Raw genomic sequence first — 15,213 nt, forward strand, 5'->3', positions numbered from 1 at the left:
ACGAATATAGATAAAAATTTCTTGATAAAGCGCCGCGGTCTAATGTGAGGCTATTTTGGGGACGATTTTGTGAATTTCGCCGGGTTTTATGTCATCTAGTGTGAAATTGTCGAATTGGATGCGCATGAGGCGCATGACTTCGTAGCCTAAGTGGGCGAGCATGCGGCGGATTTCGCGGTTCTTGCCTTCGGAAAGGGTGAATTCGAGCCAACAGTTTTTTTCGCCTTCGCTTACGAGCGTGACGCGGTCGGCGTGCATGAATTCTTCTTTTTCTCCGAAGACGCGGGGCGGGACGTTGAAGCCTGTTTCCATTTGAGAAAGTTCGGCGTCGGAGGGCTTGCCCGCGACTTGCACGCGGTAGATTTTGAGGTGTTGATTCGTGCCTGGATCCTTCAGTTTCTTTTGCTGCGGAGCCTGCCCTGAGCTTGTCGAAGGGCTCAGGATGACGTTTGGACTGCGAGACTCTATCGTCTTTCGTCTATCGTCTTTCGTCTTTAATAAAGCGTCTGCCCACTTGGTGTCGTTCGTAAAAAGCAGCAGGCCTTCGCTGGCGGCGTCGAGGCGGCCTACGGGTGCAATGTGCGGCATAGGCTTGCCGGGGAACATTTTGGCGTACTCTTCGCGGAATAAATCCATCACGGTCTTGCGGCCTTTTTCGTCGCTTGCGGTGGTGACGATTCCGCGGGGCTTGTTCATGGCGAAGTAGACGAATTCACTTGCGGTGACGGGAGTGCCGTCGACGAGAATTTCGTCGTTTTCGTAGGCGGGCGTTTCGGGGTCGCGCACAGGCTTGCCTCGGAGAATTACGTGGCCTTCGCGTACCAGCTTTTCGGCTTGGCTGCGGCTACAATAGCCGCGTTTGGAAATCACGCGGGCGACGCCGTGGGCGCCTTGCTTTTGTGGTTTGCGGTTATTGAATGCCATGGAGCCCTTCAAGCGTGTGGAAAAGTTTTTCGTTCAGCGCATTGTTAAGCGCATCTGCCGCGGCGGTGTCCTCGAATCCCATGTCGCGGGCGCGTTCTCCGCAAATGTCAATACCCAAAATTTTTCTGTTTTCGGCGAGAACTTTGAGTGTCTTGGCGAGTTGCCCAAAGGTGAGTGAACCCTGATCCCAGTTGGTCGCGGCTTCTGCTGTAGAAAGGGCGTCCTTGTCGATAGAAAGGTAGATGTTAGACGAGAGAACGCTCGCAAGCTCGCTACAGACGAGAGACGAGAGATTTTCTGGATGTTTCTTCAGTTCGCTTTCGCGGATGAAGGTGACGCGGTTCAGAATTTCGGCGGCGTTTGCCTGCAAAAGGTCTTCGCGGATTTCTTCGACGAGATGGTCGGCGACTCCGATAACGATGACGTTCTGCACGAATTTATTGTTGTCAAGAACTTCCTTGATCCAGCCGCCGCAGCTGAGGATTCCTTCGAAACGGGGTGGTTGCATGTCGGGATGGTGATCGAATACGATAAGGTCGAACGGTTCTTGAACGCGGTCCGTCCAGAGCTTACTCATGTAATGGTAATTGCCGTTATCGAAGAAGTGGATGCCGGGAGTGCTTGTTGCAGAAGTATTTGTAGCGGTTGCATTGCCTTCGTCCATCATCTTGTTGAGGGCATCTTGCGCTTCGTCATCGCAGTAGCAGTCTGTACCTTCAATCTTTGTGCAGTCCAGCCAATGAATGTCGCCGTTAGATGCAACCGTTTCCCGCAGTCCTTGCATAAAGGGCTGCTCGGTGTAAACGCCAGTGAAATCTTGAATGGTGACTATCGGCATCTTGACTCAAATATAAACTTATTTGCCGAAGCGCTTGCAGAAAGTGCAATTCTGACAAAACGGATGGCGCAATTCGTGCTTCTCGAAACCTTCGCGTAGGTTGCGGGCGAGGGGTGTCTCCAGAATTTCGGCAAGGCTCTGGTCGGCAATGTTGCCGAGCGTGATTTGTCCGCTATAATCTAAGCAGCAGGCTACAACGCGTCCGTCATGGAGAATTGCAACATGAGTGTCGAGTGCACGGCATGTTCCTGTTGCGTTTCTCTCGTCTCTCGTCTTTCGTCTCTCGTCTAATATAGGCCATTCAAAGCGGCTGTCCTGGTGCAGGTAGATGCGTCCGGTGACATTGAAACTCTTATGGCGACTGCAGAATTGACCTAGTTCAACATTGGTGCCGAAAGCCTCGTTCACCTTGGCAAGCATCGTCTCGTTCCAAGAATTGCTGGTTGCATCGCCTACATTCCAGAGCCTCAAATTGATGTACAGGTCGGGGCGTACCGCATTCGCCATTTTGCAAAAATCAAGAACGTCTTGAAGGTGTCGCATCGCGTCGTCCTGCGGTAATTCCGCATAGGCGTGCGTCGAAAAGTTCACCTGGCGTACGGCGGGGCATTTCAAGATGCTTTCCGAAACTCGTGCTATGGTGGTGCCGTTGGTGGTCAAGTTCAACTTGAGCGGCGTCTGCTCCAGCCTTTTGAGAAACTGTCCGAAACCAGGATGCAACGTCGGTTCGCCCAGCACATGAAAGTAGACGTTTTCGGCAACGGTCGCCGCCTCTGTGATGCAACGTTTGAAAAGCTCCGTGTTCATGAATTCGCGGGGTCTTTTTGCCGAAAGGGATACTGCCGATGAATTCGCCTTGCCGCAGGGGCAAAAGCTGCAATTCAAGTTGCAGACATCCGTGATTTCGATATAGACCGCATTCATGCTTTATTTAAGTCTTAGTTTTTTCTGTGCGTAGATGCTTTGGCCGCCGTTGCAGGCGAAGGCGACTACGCATACGATGAAAAATGCGGGCAAGGTGTCGAAACCGAAAATTTCTGCACCGATAAAGATGGGGGCAAACAGCGTATTGGTCGCTCCGCCAAAGACTGCCGCGTATCCGAGGGCCGCGGCAAGCGGCAGGGGAACGCCGACCATCGTGGCGACCCATGCTCCGAAGGTTGCGCCAATGGCGAATAGCGGTGTGACTTCGCCGCCCTTGAATCCGACGGCGATTGTTGCAATCGTGAGTGCAAATTTCAGAATCCAATCGCAGGCGAAAATTCCTGCGGCTCCCGCAGCATTTACATCTGCGGCCTGCGAGCCCGCAAAGCAGATGTCAATCAGGTTCGTTCCGAGTCCTGCATAGCGGCCCTGCCAGAATACCAACAGTAAGAAGCTGATTCCAATCCCGACGAAGGCGATGCGCTTGACCGGGTTCGGCAACTTGTTCTCCGCAAATTTTTTCGCGAGTGAAAGCAACTTGGCAAACCCGCCTCCAACGATTCCGAACAGTACGCCGAGCAGTGCAAGTTTCAACACAAAATGGATGTCGAATCCGTTTTCGTTCCAGAGTAAATTCGCAACATTATAATCAGGGAAAAGCGTGTGCAAGTCAACGGAGAATTTTTCGAGTCCGAGCATCTCGGAAACCTTGTAGGCCGTGAAAGCGGCGACCGCAGCAGGCAACAGTGCGGAGAGTTCCAGGTAACCGACTAATAATACTTCAAGGGCGAGTGCAATCGCAGCAAGGGGTGTCTGGAAAAGTCCCGCGAAGCCGGCCGCCATTCCTGCAACCAGCAGGACCTTACCCGCTTTTTCGACATGGATTTTCTTGCTGATGTTGTGCCCGAGCGTCGCACCAATCTGCATCGCGACTCCTTCGCGGCCAGCGCTACCGCCGAACAGGTGGGTGAGCCAAGTGCTTACGGCAACCATCGGGATCATACGCAGGGGAATTTCGCTTTCTTTCCCGTGTGCGACTCCGAAGACCATGTCCATGCCGCGCTCGGTGCCCTTGCCGAATTTCTGGAAACCCAATACAATCACAATCCCAATCAAGGCAAGCCCCGGAATCCAGTAAGGCGGATTGGCGTCACGTACCGCACTGACTGCCAAGAGCACTTGCCCAAAGAAAGCTGTAAGGGCGCCAACGATAGCGCCTATGACAATAGCGGTAACCGTCAAAATAGGGAGCGATAGCCACTTTTGGACAAATGTACTGAATCTAGCCTTCATTTGTTCCTTCGCCATACGCATCATCTGCTCCTTCATTTCGGGAGACATGCCGGCGAATTGTTCCTTGAACTGGTTGTATTTACCAAAATCTCTAAAATTCATGGATAATCCTTGATTGCGCGGTAAATTTAGAAATTTAGCTTGAAAAGCAGATTTAGTATATTTGAATTATGAAATTTCTTGATTCCCGCTATAAAAAGATTTCAGTTGCAGTCTCTGTTTTGGCTGCTTTGGCCTGGACTTTATCTTCTTGCGCTTCGAGCAAGCAGGAACCTGAAACGGCTCAGGCCAATGTTGCTGCCGAAAGCCGTCCGCAGGCTCTTCCGCCTCAGCCTTTGACGCCGGTGACTGTGTTCGAAATGAAGTTCATTAGCGCCGATAAGCAGGTGCGTGTGGTTAATAAGCCGACTCTTGCGGCGCTTGATTTTGCGGCGTACTTTAATAACCCGATTCGCTTAGCGGGCAAAGAAGAAAAACCCGAAAATTATACGGGCAAAATGGCTTCGGCAAAGCTGACAGAATATCCGTTCCCGATGCTGGATTCGATTCAGGATTATGAACCGGCCGCAATTGAGGGTAGGCAGCCTTTGGCATGGGAGCCGCTTACAAAGATTCTTTATGCCCAGACCGGTAACGATTCCTTGGGCGGTGTGTTGAATGCCGTCGAAGCTGTCAAGTGGGATGAACCCGATGTGTTTCGTGCATTCCAGACTGTTTCTCGTATGTGGGGAGTTCCCCTGAGCGATGGTTCCGTAGAATGGTGGGTCGAGGTGATGCCTGCTCATTGGACGGGACGTTCTGCTTTTTATGGCAAGCTGAAGTTGACCTCTAGAGGTGAAACGGCTGAAATCTTGAATTACTACTTGACCGGAGAAATGAACATTGACGATGCCATGAACTGGGCTCGTACTTTGTCTTCTTACTGGTATCCGACTTTGAATACGGACTTGGAACCCCATACGGCTGGTGCTCCGTGGGAAGGCGATGCCAATAGGCCTTTTGCCGTGATGCGCGGAAACCCGATGGGTACGCCGATGTGGATTGCTTTTGAAGTGCCTGCTTTCTGCTTGAGTGACGAAGCTTTGCGTGCCAAGCGTACGGCAGATTCCTTGGCCGAAGCGGGCGAGGTGGTGCCGGTGAACCGCACGCTCGATACGAATTCCGCGTTCAGACTCGAAACGCTTGCTTCGCTTGAAGGCTCCTGCCCCGAGAATGCCGCGACAAAAAAATTCCGCGATGCACTTGCGGAAAAACTCAAGAAACTGCCGAAGGAACAGAATGCCTGGGCTGATGGCGATATGCTTTGGTTCAGACGCAACGCTAACTACTTGCTAGCAGATAAAATAACTAAGCAGGATTCCTTGCATAATCCGCTTCCGCGCTTGCTGGAACTCAAGAAGTATCTTGATTCCTTGAATGTGCAACTTTTGGTGGTGCCGGTGCCCGTGAAAGAAGAAATTTATGGCGAACGCCTGGTCGAAGGAACCGCTGCCGACCTTTGCGTGAACCCCGCTGGTCGCGAATTTACCCGCGAAATGCTTGCCGCAGGCCTTGACGTGTTGGATCTTTACCCGGCCCTGATGGCGGCGAAGTCTGGCGATGAACCGCCACATTACAGCTACCAGCGTTACGATACGCACTGGGCGCTTCCGGGTATGCTTGCTGCCATGGAACTCTTGGCTTCCCGCGTGACGCAGTATTCCTGGTACGCTGAATCGGGCGCTCAGCCGGGTTCGCTTAACTTACAGGAAACCCAGACGCTTCGCGAAGGTGACCTGGTGGCTCATTTGCCCGATGCCGAAAAGTCGAAGTATCCAGCAGATACCTTGCCGGTCATGAAGGTTTTCAAGGGAACCGAAGCGTACAAGGGTGGCAAGAATTCGCCGATTCTTTTGATGGGCGATTCCTTTACGGGCGTGTTTGAATCCGTCGATCAAAAGAGCGGCGGCCCGGGCTCTCTGTTGGCTTATGCAACGGGGCTCGACGTGCAGGTGCTTACTAGCTGGGGCGGCGGCCCGGGCGTGTATCACCGTATGATGAAAATGAAGAAGGATATGCAGAGCAAGCGCCTCGTGATTTACATGATGACGGCTCGTGACTTCTGGCAATCGCCCATGGAATGGGATGGCTTATAGACGAAAGAACGGCACTACGTGCCTACAGACGAAAGACGAGAGAGGATAAATTATAAAATGAAAAGTCTTTTTTCTCTCTCGTCTCTCATCTCTCGTCTCTCGTCTAGGTTCTTCTGGCCTGTGCTGATTGTCGTTTTTGCGGCATCGCTTGCGCTAGTGCTTTGGAGCGGACAAACCGAGAATATGAGCTTTAGAGATGCGGCCTGTTCCTTTGAAGATAAACTGCCGGGCTGCTTGAATGCGGTACCCGCATGGAACGAAGGACTCACTTTTTATGACAGTGCGTTGATGGCGACTGGCGATACCTTGCAGAGCCTGAAGGCCTTGCTTTGGGAACACTGGAATTTGGAATTTGCCGGAGCAGGGGAACCTGCTGTGGTGCAAAATTCCATATTGCCCCTGCGCGTTCTTGAATTTCGAAAATCCGGTTGCATGGGTCTTTCGTGGCTTGCGATGATGGTTGCCGAGGCGCGGAACTTGCCGCTTTCGGTCATTATGCTGCCGGGACATGTGTTCTTGCGCTATGGGACAGAATCTGCGACTGGCGTGAATTTGGAACCCAATCGAAAGGGGTATTCCTATACGGATGAAGAGTACCGTGAAAAGTATAAAAAGGGCCCCTGGACCGGCCTTGAATTTAAGCCTTTGACCTCCACACAATTTGTGGGCCTAGCCGCCTTTAACATGGGTAATTCTTATTTGGATAACGATTTGCGTCGTGCTTTGACATGGTACCGCATGGCTGAGGAATTCTTTTCGGAATATCCGGGGATAAAAGCGAATCAGGAAATCGCTAAAAGCCGCTTGCCAGACCACCTGTAGGCAGGTTTTCCTCTTAAAAATACTATTTTTAGAAAATGCGGATACTAGCATTTTTCTTTGTATCTTTAGTTCTTTTAGCGTGTTCGCAAGAGAGTGGGTCTTCGAGCGCCATTATTGTTGATTTTTCTGACGACGAATTAGAAGGCATGGTGCATGTGACGGCACAAAATGCAAATGCCTTGCTTGGAACAAACGACCCTCTGGCCAAGACAGAAGAAACGCCTCAAATGAGGATCAAAATCGACTACTCGTTTTCTATGGGGAAACACGAGGTCACTTGTGGTGAATTCAATAAGTTGATGAAACCCCAGGGACTCGAACTTCCGTGCGAAAACAAAAATATCCCGGCTACGGACCTGACTTATTACGATGCAGTCTTGTTTGTTAACGAAAAGAGCAAGGACGGCAAATTCGATACGGTGTACACTTATACAAGCAAGCAGATGGACTCCGATGGCCATTGCACGTTCTTGGAAGGTTTCAATTTTCATCCGGACGTCAAGGGTTTCCGTTTGCCTACGGAAGCGGAATGGGTCTTGGTGGCTGGCCGCCACTGGAATCCTAAATCGGGGTGGAATTCCGAAAATTCGGGTATGAAGTTACATGAAGTATGTACCCGCAACGAAAACAGTGATTTTTGCGACTTGGCGGGCAACGCCATGGAATGGGTGAATGACTGGCTCGGATTCTTTAGGGACACGACGGTATTCAATTTTGCGGGTTCTCCGGATGGAGGTAACTTGGGCAGACGAATTGTGAAGGGCGGCAGTTATCGCCAGCAACCATCTGCCATGCGTCTGTATAACCGTACCGATGTCTATACCATTACATCTGCTAGCCGCGCCGATTATGTCGGATTCCGTTTGGCTTTCGGTAATATTCCGGATGCTGTATGGATGGACTACAATGGCTTGGTGAATACAACACGCGTTATTTCGTTGGTGAACCAACGTACGCTGAAATCGAAACTGGGTACCTACAAGGTTCTGCTTGCATTCAGAAATAATGTTAGTGAAACCATGGCTTATCTGAACTATTCTGATGGTACCATTTATACGGCGGAATTTCCGGATATTTATGAATCTTATCACCCTGAAATTTCTCCTAACGGCAGGTACATTGCCTATTGCACTGGGTTAGAAGGAGTGTCGGGTAATTCTAAGCTGTACGTAAGAGTGCTGACATTGAACGAAAAATATATTGCTGTATTGAATGTCAAGAGTGCTGCGATTCCTCGTTGGCGAGTCCTGGATAATGGTGATACGGTCATTGTTTATGTGACTGATGCCGGCAGCAACAAGAATAGCGAAACATTCAAGTCCGCTTCGACTTGGCAGGTGAAGTTTGAAAAAGGTCGCTTTGGAACTCCCCAAAAATTGTTTGACGGAGCATACCATGATGGCATTAGTAGCGACAATAAATTGGCTGTGAGCGGTGCTCGCTTGCTCCGTGCGAAAATGGCCGATTCCTCTAAAACTTTGCCTGATGGCCGCGATTCCGTGTGGTACAATGGAGAACAGGCCTGTAACGCATCCCTTGCTACGGATGGGTCCAAGAAAACCTTGTTCCTTGATTTTGCCAGTGAGACTGGAAAGAAGTTCGTGGGTGAATCCTATGGCGTCCATGAACGATTGCTGGTTATGGATAGCACGGGCAAGTTGATTCATTCTGTCAAGGCTCCGGCGGGTTATTCTTTTGACCATAGCGAATGGGTTCGTGGACGTTCGGATTTTGCCGTTGTGTCGCTCTCCGATGCGAACGGCATGCACAATAAGATTGCTCTTGTGAATGTGCAGGACAGCAGCATTACAGAACTGGTAGAAGGTGAAGACCTTTGGCAGCCGACGATGTGGATTCCGGATCCATTTGACAAGTCTACTTCGGAACTTGACGAAGATAGCGCTGGCGTCTATATGCACATGGGCGATAAACTTGAAGGCGTCTTGATGCGCTACAAGATGGAACTCCTGTGGCGTTTCCGTGATACGGCCAATGTGGTCGTGGTAGGTTCTTCTCGTCCGCTGCTTGCGGTGTCCCCGAAGTATTTTGGGGCCAAGTATTTTGTCATTAATCTAGCGCAAACGCCTAATTCCATCTACATGACCAGGGATTACTTGAACAATTACATTTATCCCCATGTTCGTCGGATGAAATACATTGTCCTGTCGTTGGATATCGACTTGTGGTACAAGGAAAGTAGCGATAATTTCTTCGAGAAAGGTTACGAACAGTATGCCGGTTTTGTCTACGACAAAAATCATAATTATTGGCAAGATGGCTATCCGACGGGTCTGTTGGAATATACCGAAAACTACATTGGCGTCGAAGGCGAGGCCTATCATCTGGATGATCGCGGACGTTACCTCGCTTCGGATTGTAAAGCTTGGGGAGAGCCAGATATTGAAATGGATTCAATGTATTACGACAAGAATCCGGAGGTCCTTGAAAATTCGATAGCCACACTTAAGGATATCTTGAAAAAGGCAGAAGAGAACAAAGTCTTTGTGGTCGGTGTAATCTTCCCGCAGAATCCCAAGTACAAAAAGACGGGCGCATTTGGCCGTTATGGAGTTCGTAGAAGTCTCGCGAAAAAGATTATCCAGGACTTGAAGGACCTTGAAAAAGAATATCCTCATTTTAAGGTGTTTGACCAGAACAAAATGGGGGACCACGATTATGACGATGAAAAGGCGAATGACTCCGACCACCTTTGCAAGAAGGGCGCACAAAAGCTTTCAACTCGCCTCTATGAGTTTATTAAGACCTTAAAGGAAAAAGATGAATAGGATTTTTTTGTTGCTGTTGGGCGTTTGCCTGTTCGCCTGCTCCAATTCCGAAAGCGTGTATTCGCAGCATGATTCGGATCCTATTCTTGTTGCAGATTCTTTAGACGGTATGCTTTCTGTTCGGCTGGAACAGAAAAATTTGCATCTCGGAACAAACGAGGTGGCAGCGAAGGCGAATGAACGCCCGCAAATGAATGTCTTGCTGAATTACGATTTTTCGATTGCCAAGCATGAGGTGACGTGCCGCGAATTTAACGACTTAATGAAGCCGGCGGGCACTTCGCTGGATTGTGAAAGTGGAGATTTGCCGGCCACGAATTTGACTTACTACGATGCGGTCTTGTTTGCCAATGCCCGTAGCAAGGCCGAAGGCTTTGATACGGCTTACTCCTATACGGCTGCAGTTTTCGATGCCGAAAAGCACTGCTCCAATTTGGAGGGCTTTGCATTCCACCCTGAAAAAGAAGGCTACCGTTTGCCGACGGAAGCGGAATGGACTTATGTGGCGAATTTGAATTGGAGACCCGATTCTGCTTGGACTGCGGATAATTCTGGCTTTAAGCTGCATGAAGTTTGTCACTTTGCCTCTGCCGATGTGAATGTTTGCGACATGGCGGGTAACGCCATGGAGTGGGTAAATGACTGGCTTGGAGCATTCCGCGATACGACCGTGTCGAATTACGTGGGCGCTCCTGATGGCGGTTCGCTCGGACAGCGCGTCGTGAAGGGTGGTAGCTACCGGAACGAGGCGCATTCCATTGCGCTTTATGCACGCGGAGACGTGTACACGGTGACTTCTTCGACGAGGGCCGACTATGTCGGCTTTCGTCTGGCTTTTGGTGCAATACCCAATGCGACATGGATGAATTCCAATGGCGATGCCATGACAAGTCGAATTGTACCCTTGGCGAATTCCTCTAGTATCCGCTCTCGGACAGGAACGTTCCGCTCGAAGTTGGTTTTCCGGAACGATTTAACAGGGAATCTAGCCTTTATCGATTATTCCAACAGTATTCTGTCGGTTGTTGAAATCGCCGATACGATTGATGCATACCATCCGGAAATTTCTCCTGATGGTAAGAAAGTCGCTTTTTGCACCGGACTCGAAGGAATTTCGGGGAAATCGGATCTTTATGTCCGCGACTTGAATGGGATGGGGTCAAACCTCGTCAAGCTCGATGTCGAATCTGCCGCGATTCCTCGCTGGCGTGTTCTTGAAAACGGGGACACGGCGATTGTTTATGTAACCGGTGCCGGTAACAACAAGAACGAATCGTCTTTCGAGGAATCATCTACGTGGCTGGTGAAATTTGCAAATGGCAAGTTCGGTAAACCGGAAAAACTGTTTGACGGTGCGTATCATGGCGGCATCAGTGAAGACGGTTCCTTGGCGGTGACCGGGGCAAGGCTTTTGCGCGCTCGAATTTCAAACCGTGATACGGTGTGGTACAACGAAGAACAGGCTTGCAACGTGTCTTTGGCAAAGGATAGCAGCAAGCGCACCTTGTTCCTAGATTTTGGCGGCAAGACCGGCCGTGATTATGTGGGTGAAGATTATGCTACCCACCAGAGACTATTGATCGCTGATAGCTTGGGAAAGCTGATGGGCTCGGTGGCTGCTCCGACGGGCTATACTTTTGACCATAGCGAATGGACCCTTGGCGGAGATAATCTTGCGGTAGCCACGTTAACCAATAGCGCTGGCGCACATACGAAAATTGTGTTGGTGAATGTGGCCGACGGTGAAGTGATGGATTTGGCCGAGGGCGACGAACTTTGGCATCCGAGCTTTTGGTCGCTGCAAAACAGCATGCTGAAAAATGTGACGCTGGATGTGGATAGCGCCGGTGTTTATCTGGACGAAGATTTTGATGTGGGTGCCACTATATTGCGGTACAAGATTGAACTGGTGTGGACCTACAGAGATTGGGCGAATGTGGTGGTGCTGGGGTCTTCGCGCCCCCAGTCGGGAATTATTCCTGCAAAGATGCGCGACCAGTTCAAGACGCTGAATGTGACGAATGTGCCGAATATGGTTGCCTCTACGGAATTCATCGCGAAAAATTATGTGTTCCCGCACGTGAAAAATTTGAAGTACCTTGTTGTTTCTTTGGATATTGACTTGTGGCACAAGGATGAACAAAGTGAATACAATTTCTTTTACAAGGATTACAGAAAATATCCGGGATATGTCTACGACGAAAATCACGATTTTTGGAAGAACGGTTACCCCGAAGGCTTGGCGGAATTGACCCAGAATACGCTGGGCCAGGAATACAACGAAAACTTGTTGCGCTCGACGCTGGGCTATGTGCCGGGCAATCCTGCAAATTGGGAAGAAAAACCAGCCGTGGAATTTGACAGTACTTGGATGGATTACTGGCCCGATCATTTCGAGGCGTCTTTTGAACATTTGCAGAATATTTTGAAGATGGCGGAAAATTACAATGTGAAGGTGATTGGCATTGTGTTCCCCCAGAGCCCGAATTTCAAGAAAACAGGTGCTTTTGGTCGTTATGGCGTTCGCAGAAGCGAGGCCCCGGCCCTGCTGAAACGAATCCAAAACCTGGAATCGGTTTATCCGAACTTTATTTTCTGGGATGAAAATAAAATGGGTGACCATGATTATGACGATTCAATGGCGAACAATAAGGACCATTTGAGTGATTTGGGGGCGCAGCAGTTGACGGAACGGTTAAATTTATTGTTAGAAGGTTTGGAGTAGGTTGTGAAACAAATTCTTTTTTGCATCGTATTTTTGATGACGGTTTTTGGGAGCTTGTCTTGCTCTAATTCGGACTATGTATCGTCTTCTGAATATCCGACGGAATTTAGCCAAGATAAGCTTTCGGGCATGATTCGCGTTAAAGCGACCGGCAAGAATATTTCCTTGGGCACGAATGAGGTCTCGGCGAGGGCGAATGAACGTCCGCTCATGCAGGTAAATTTCGATTACGATTTTTCCATTGGAAAACATGAAGTGACTTGCGGCGAGTTCAATGAATGGATGCCGTCTTCTACGGGACTTAAGCTAGCTTGCGAAAACAGTAATTTGCCGGCGGCAGACTTGACTTATTACGATGCGGTTCTGTTTGCCAATGTTCGCAGCAAGGCCGAACATCTTGATACGGCTTATACTTATGTCAAAGCCACCTTCGATGCCGAAATGCATTGCACTAGCTTGGAAGGTTTTGCCTACCATCCCGAAGTTGCGGGTTACCGTTTGCCGACCGAGGCAGAATGGGTGTATGTGGCTTCACTCGATTGGAATCTAAAAAAGGGGTGGCTTGCCGAAAATTCGGATTATCAATCCCATGAAGTATGCTCCATGAAGGTGTCCGAAAATAGTCCTTGCGACATGACCGGTAACGTGATGGAATGGGCGAATGACTGGCTGGGTTATTTCCGTGATACGACTGTGCTGAATTATGTGGGCGCCCCCGATGCCAATGCCGTCGGGCAGCGAGTGGTGAAGGGCGGTAGCTTCCGCAATGCAAAAAATTCCGTTACCCCCTATTCCCGTGGCGATGTATATACGGTGACCTCTGCTACCAGGGCCAACTACGTGGGCTTCCGCTTGGCTTATGGACCTATTTCGAATGCAACCTGGTTGAATTCCGACGGAAAAGCTGTTGTAAGCCGAATTGTTTCCTTGGTGAATTCTTCGACGATTCGTTCCTTGACGGGTACTTACCGCACGAAACTTGCTTTCCGCAACGATGTTTCCGGAAATCTTGCTTATGTTGATTTTTCGAGCGGAATGAATTCGGTTGTCGAAATTAGCGATACGCTTGACGTTTACCACCCCGATATTTCTCCGGATGGTCAAAAGGTCGCATTCTCTACGGGTTTTGAAGGTGTTGCAGGCCAGTCGGCGCTTTATGTTCGCGACTTGAACGGAAAGGGGGCTAACCTTGTCAAGCTCGATGTAGAATCTGCCGCGATTCCTCGCTGGCGAGTTCTTGCAAATGGCGATACGGTGATTGTCTATGTGACCGATGCAGGAAACAACAAAGATGATGCTTCCTTTAAATCGGCTTCGACTTGGCAAGTCAAATTTTCGGACAATAAGTTCGGCAAGCCGGAAAAACTGTTTGACGGCGCATTCCATGGTGGTATCAGTGAAGACGGCTCCTTGGCAGTGACTGGAGCAAGGCTCTTGCGCGCTCGAATTTCAAATCGTGATACGGTGTGGTACAACGGAGAGCAGGCTTGCAATGCGTCTTTGTCGAAAGATGGCAGCATGCGCTCCTTGTTCCTCGATTTTGGCGGTAAGACAGGTCGCGATTTTGTGGGCGTAAATTATGGGACTCATGAGCGCCTTTTGGTCGCCGATGCCCAAGGAAACTTGATCCAGTCGGTGGCTGCCCCGACGGGGTATTCCTTTGACCATAGCGAATGGGTGAGCGGTGGAAATAACCTGGTGGTTGCTACGCTTGCAAATGCCGATGGTGCTCATAAGAAGATTGTTGCCGTGAATTTGGGTGATAGCTCTGTTACGGAATTGACGGAAGGCGATGAACTTTGGCACCCCTGTTTGTGGCAACGGGAAAATGCATCGTCTGGCGAAGACGAATTCTTGAATTTGGATAGCGCCGGTGCTTACTTGTCAGAAAATCATGAAATAGAGCAGGCTCGTTTCCGTATCAAGTTGGAACTTTTCTGGAAGAGCCTTGATTCCATAAAGGTGTTCTTTGCGGGGAGTTCCCGTATGGAAATGGGGGTGTATCCCGACCTTTATCCCGAATGGGGTATGTTCAATTTTGGCGTTACCGGAATCGATGCAAAGCGAGACTTCTATTTCGTCAAAAACTACGCCTTGAATCATTTGAGGAATTTGAAGGCGATTGCAGTCTCTGTCGACTTAGACGGTTGGCGTGGTAGCGAAAACCATCTTGCCTTGGTTTTGAGTTCGGGAGTGGGATATGCTTACGATGCCAACCATGATTTCTGGAAAGATGGCCTGCCTGCGGGTTTTATCGAAGCTGTAGAAAATGGATTTCCGGCCGAAGAAGAGGAAGTCGTCAGCTTTTCTTCGCGAGGGGGGCTGCAACCGCTTAGCAATGGTTGGACTTTTAATGGAATAGAAGTCCTTGCTGATTCCGTTTATGGTGAAGTGGAAATGGCCAATTTGAACAAGCACCTTGACGAGTTGAAGGAAATTGTCAAGATTGCCTCGGAAAGAAACGTTTATGTCATCGGAATACTGTTTCCGCAAGCTCCGCAGTACAAGAATACGGGGGCCTATGGCCTTTATGGCTTGCAGAGAAGTGTAGCGAAGGGCATTATTGCCCAACTGAAAACCTTTGCCGAAGAAAATCCCTATTTTATCTTGATGGACGAAAATAAAATGGGTGATCATGACTATACGGACGATATGGCACAAAACCGAGATCATTTGAGTTATGTAGGTGCGCAGCAGATGACGGGTCGCATTGAATCACTCTTGAGAACACTTAAATGGTAATTGCTCTACTCCTATTGCTTCCTT

General features: G+C 49.6%; 9 protein-coding genes. 5 read left to right on the plus strand and 4 right to left on the minus strand.

Annotated elements, in window-relative coordinates:
* Positions 1–39: 39 nt before the first annotated feature.
* The 4 genes from B9Y58_RS02450 to B9Y58_RS02465 are packed head-to-tail and all read right to left on the minus strand — an operon-like array spanning position 40 to position 4,015.
* Positions 40–924, minus strand: a complete 885-nt coding sequence (locus B9Y58_RS02450; RefSeq protein WP_073053940.1) for a pseudouridine synthase — start codon at positions 922–924, stop codon at positions 40–42.
* The gene (locus B9Y58_RS02455; RefSeq protein WP_073053942.1) at positions 911–1,762 is read right to left on the minus strand and encodes an arginase family protein; all 852 of its coding nucleotides are present in this window, start codon (positions 1,760–1,762) and stop codon (positions 911–913) included. Before B9Y58_RS02455 ends, B9Y58_RS02450 begins: the two co-directional genes overlap by 14 nt.
* Positions 1,763–1,780: 18 nt before the next feature.
* Positions 1,781–2,686 (minus strand): radical SAM/SPASM domain-containing protein, encoded by a 906-nt coding sequence (locus B9Y58_RS02460; RefSeq protein ID WP_073053943.1) that lies wholly within the window; start codon positions 2,684–2,686, stop codon positions 1,781–1,783.
* 3 nt (positions 2,687–2,689) lie between these two features.
* Entirely contained in the window at positions 2,690–4,015 is a 1,326-nt protein-coding gene (locus B9Y58_RS02465; RefSeq protein ID WP_369827939.1) for a chloride channel protein, read from the minus strand.
* Positions 4,016–4,149: 134 nt separating this feature from the next.
* Here B9Y58_RS02465 and B9Y58_RS02470 point away from each other — a divergent pair, with 134 nt between their 5' ends.
* Genes B9Y58_RS02470 through B9Y58_RS02490 form a run of 5 tightly spaced genes read left to right on the plus strand, consistent with a single transcriptional unit; the run spans position 4,150 to position 15,189 of the window.
* Positions 4,150–6,114: an alginate O-acetyltransferase AlgX-related protein gene (locus tag B9Y58_RS02470; RefSeq protein WP_073053944.1), complete on the plus strand. Its 1,965-nt coding sequence runs from the start codon at positions 4,150–4,152 to the stop codon at positions 6,112–6,114.
* Between the two features lie 57 nt (positions 6,115–6,171).
* The gene (locus B9Y58_RS02475; protein WP_073053945.1) at positions 6,172–6,936 is read left to right on the plus strand and encodes a transglutaminase family protein; all 765 of its coding nucleotides are present in this window, start codon (positions 6,172–6,174) and stop codon (positions 6,934–6,936) included.
* Positions 6,937–6,971: 35 nt separating this feature from the next.
* A complete protein-coding gene (locus tag B9Y58_RS02480) occupies positions 6,972–9,722 on the plus strand; it encodes a TIGR02171 family lipoprotein (RefSeq protein ID WP_073053946.1) in 2,751 nt (916 codons plus the stop codon).
* Complete coding sequence (locus tag B9Y58_RS02485) at positions 9,715–12,447, plus strand: TIGR02171 family lipoprotein (protein ID WP_073053947.1); 2,733 nt, start codon at positions 9,715–9,717, stop codon at positions 12,445–12,447. Before B9Y58_RS02480 ends, B9Y58_RS02485 begins: the two co-directional genes overlap by 8 nt.
* 3 nt (positions 12,448–12,450) lie before the next feature.
* Entirely contained in the window at positions 12,451–15,189 is a 2,739-nt protein-coding gene (locus B9Y58_RS02490) for a TIGR02171 family lipoprotein (RefSeq protein WP_073053948.1), read from the plus strand.
* The last annotated feature ends 24 nt before the right edge of the window (positions 15,190–15,213 follow it).

The organism is Fibrobacter sp. UWB15 (genome assembly GCF_900177705.1).
GTDB lineage: Bacteria > Fibrobacterota > Fibrobacteria > Fibrobacterales > Fibrobacteraceae > Fibrobacter.

Coding starts and splice junctions, on each gene's coding strand:
- B9Y58_RS02450 (WP_073053940.1), bottom strand. CDS start 924: ATGGCATTCAATAACCGCAAACCACAAAAGCAAGGCGCCCACGGCGTC.
- B9Y58_RS02470 (WP_073053944.1), top strand. CDS start 4,150: ATGAAATTTCTTGATTCCCGCTATAAAAAGATTTCAGTTGCAGTCTCT.
- B9Y58_RS02475 (WP_073053945.1), top strand. CDS start 6,172: ATGAAAAGTCTTTTTTCTCTCTCGTCTCTCATCTCTCGTCTCTCGTCT.
- B9Y58_RS02485 (WP_073053947.1), top strand. CDS start 9,715: ATGAATAGGATTTTTTTGTTGCTGTTGGGCGTTTGCCTGTTCGCCTGC.
- B9Y58_RS02480 (WP_073053946.1), top strand. CDS start 6,972: ATGCGGATACTAGCATTTTTCTTTGTATCTTTAGTTCTTTTAGCGTGT.
- B9Y58_RS02465 (WP_369827939.1), bottom strand. CDS start 4,015: ATGAAGGAGCAGATGATGCGTATGGCGAAGGAACAAATGAAGGCTAGA.
- B9Y58_RS02460 (WP_073053943.1), bottom strand. CDS start 2,686: ATGAATGCGGTCTATATCGAAATCACGGATGTCTGCAACTTGAATTGC.
- B9Y58_RS02455 (WP_073053942.1), bottom strand. CDS start 1,762: ATGCCGATAGTCACCATTCAAGATTTCACTGGCGTTTACACCGAGCAG.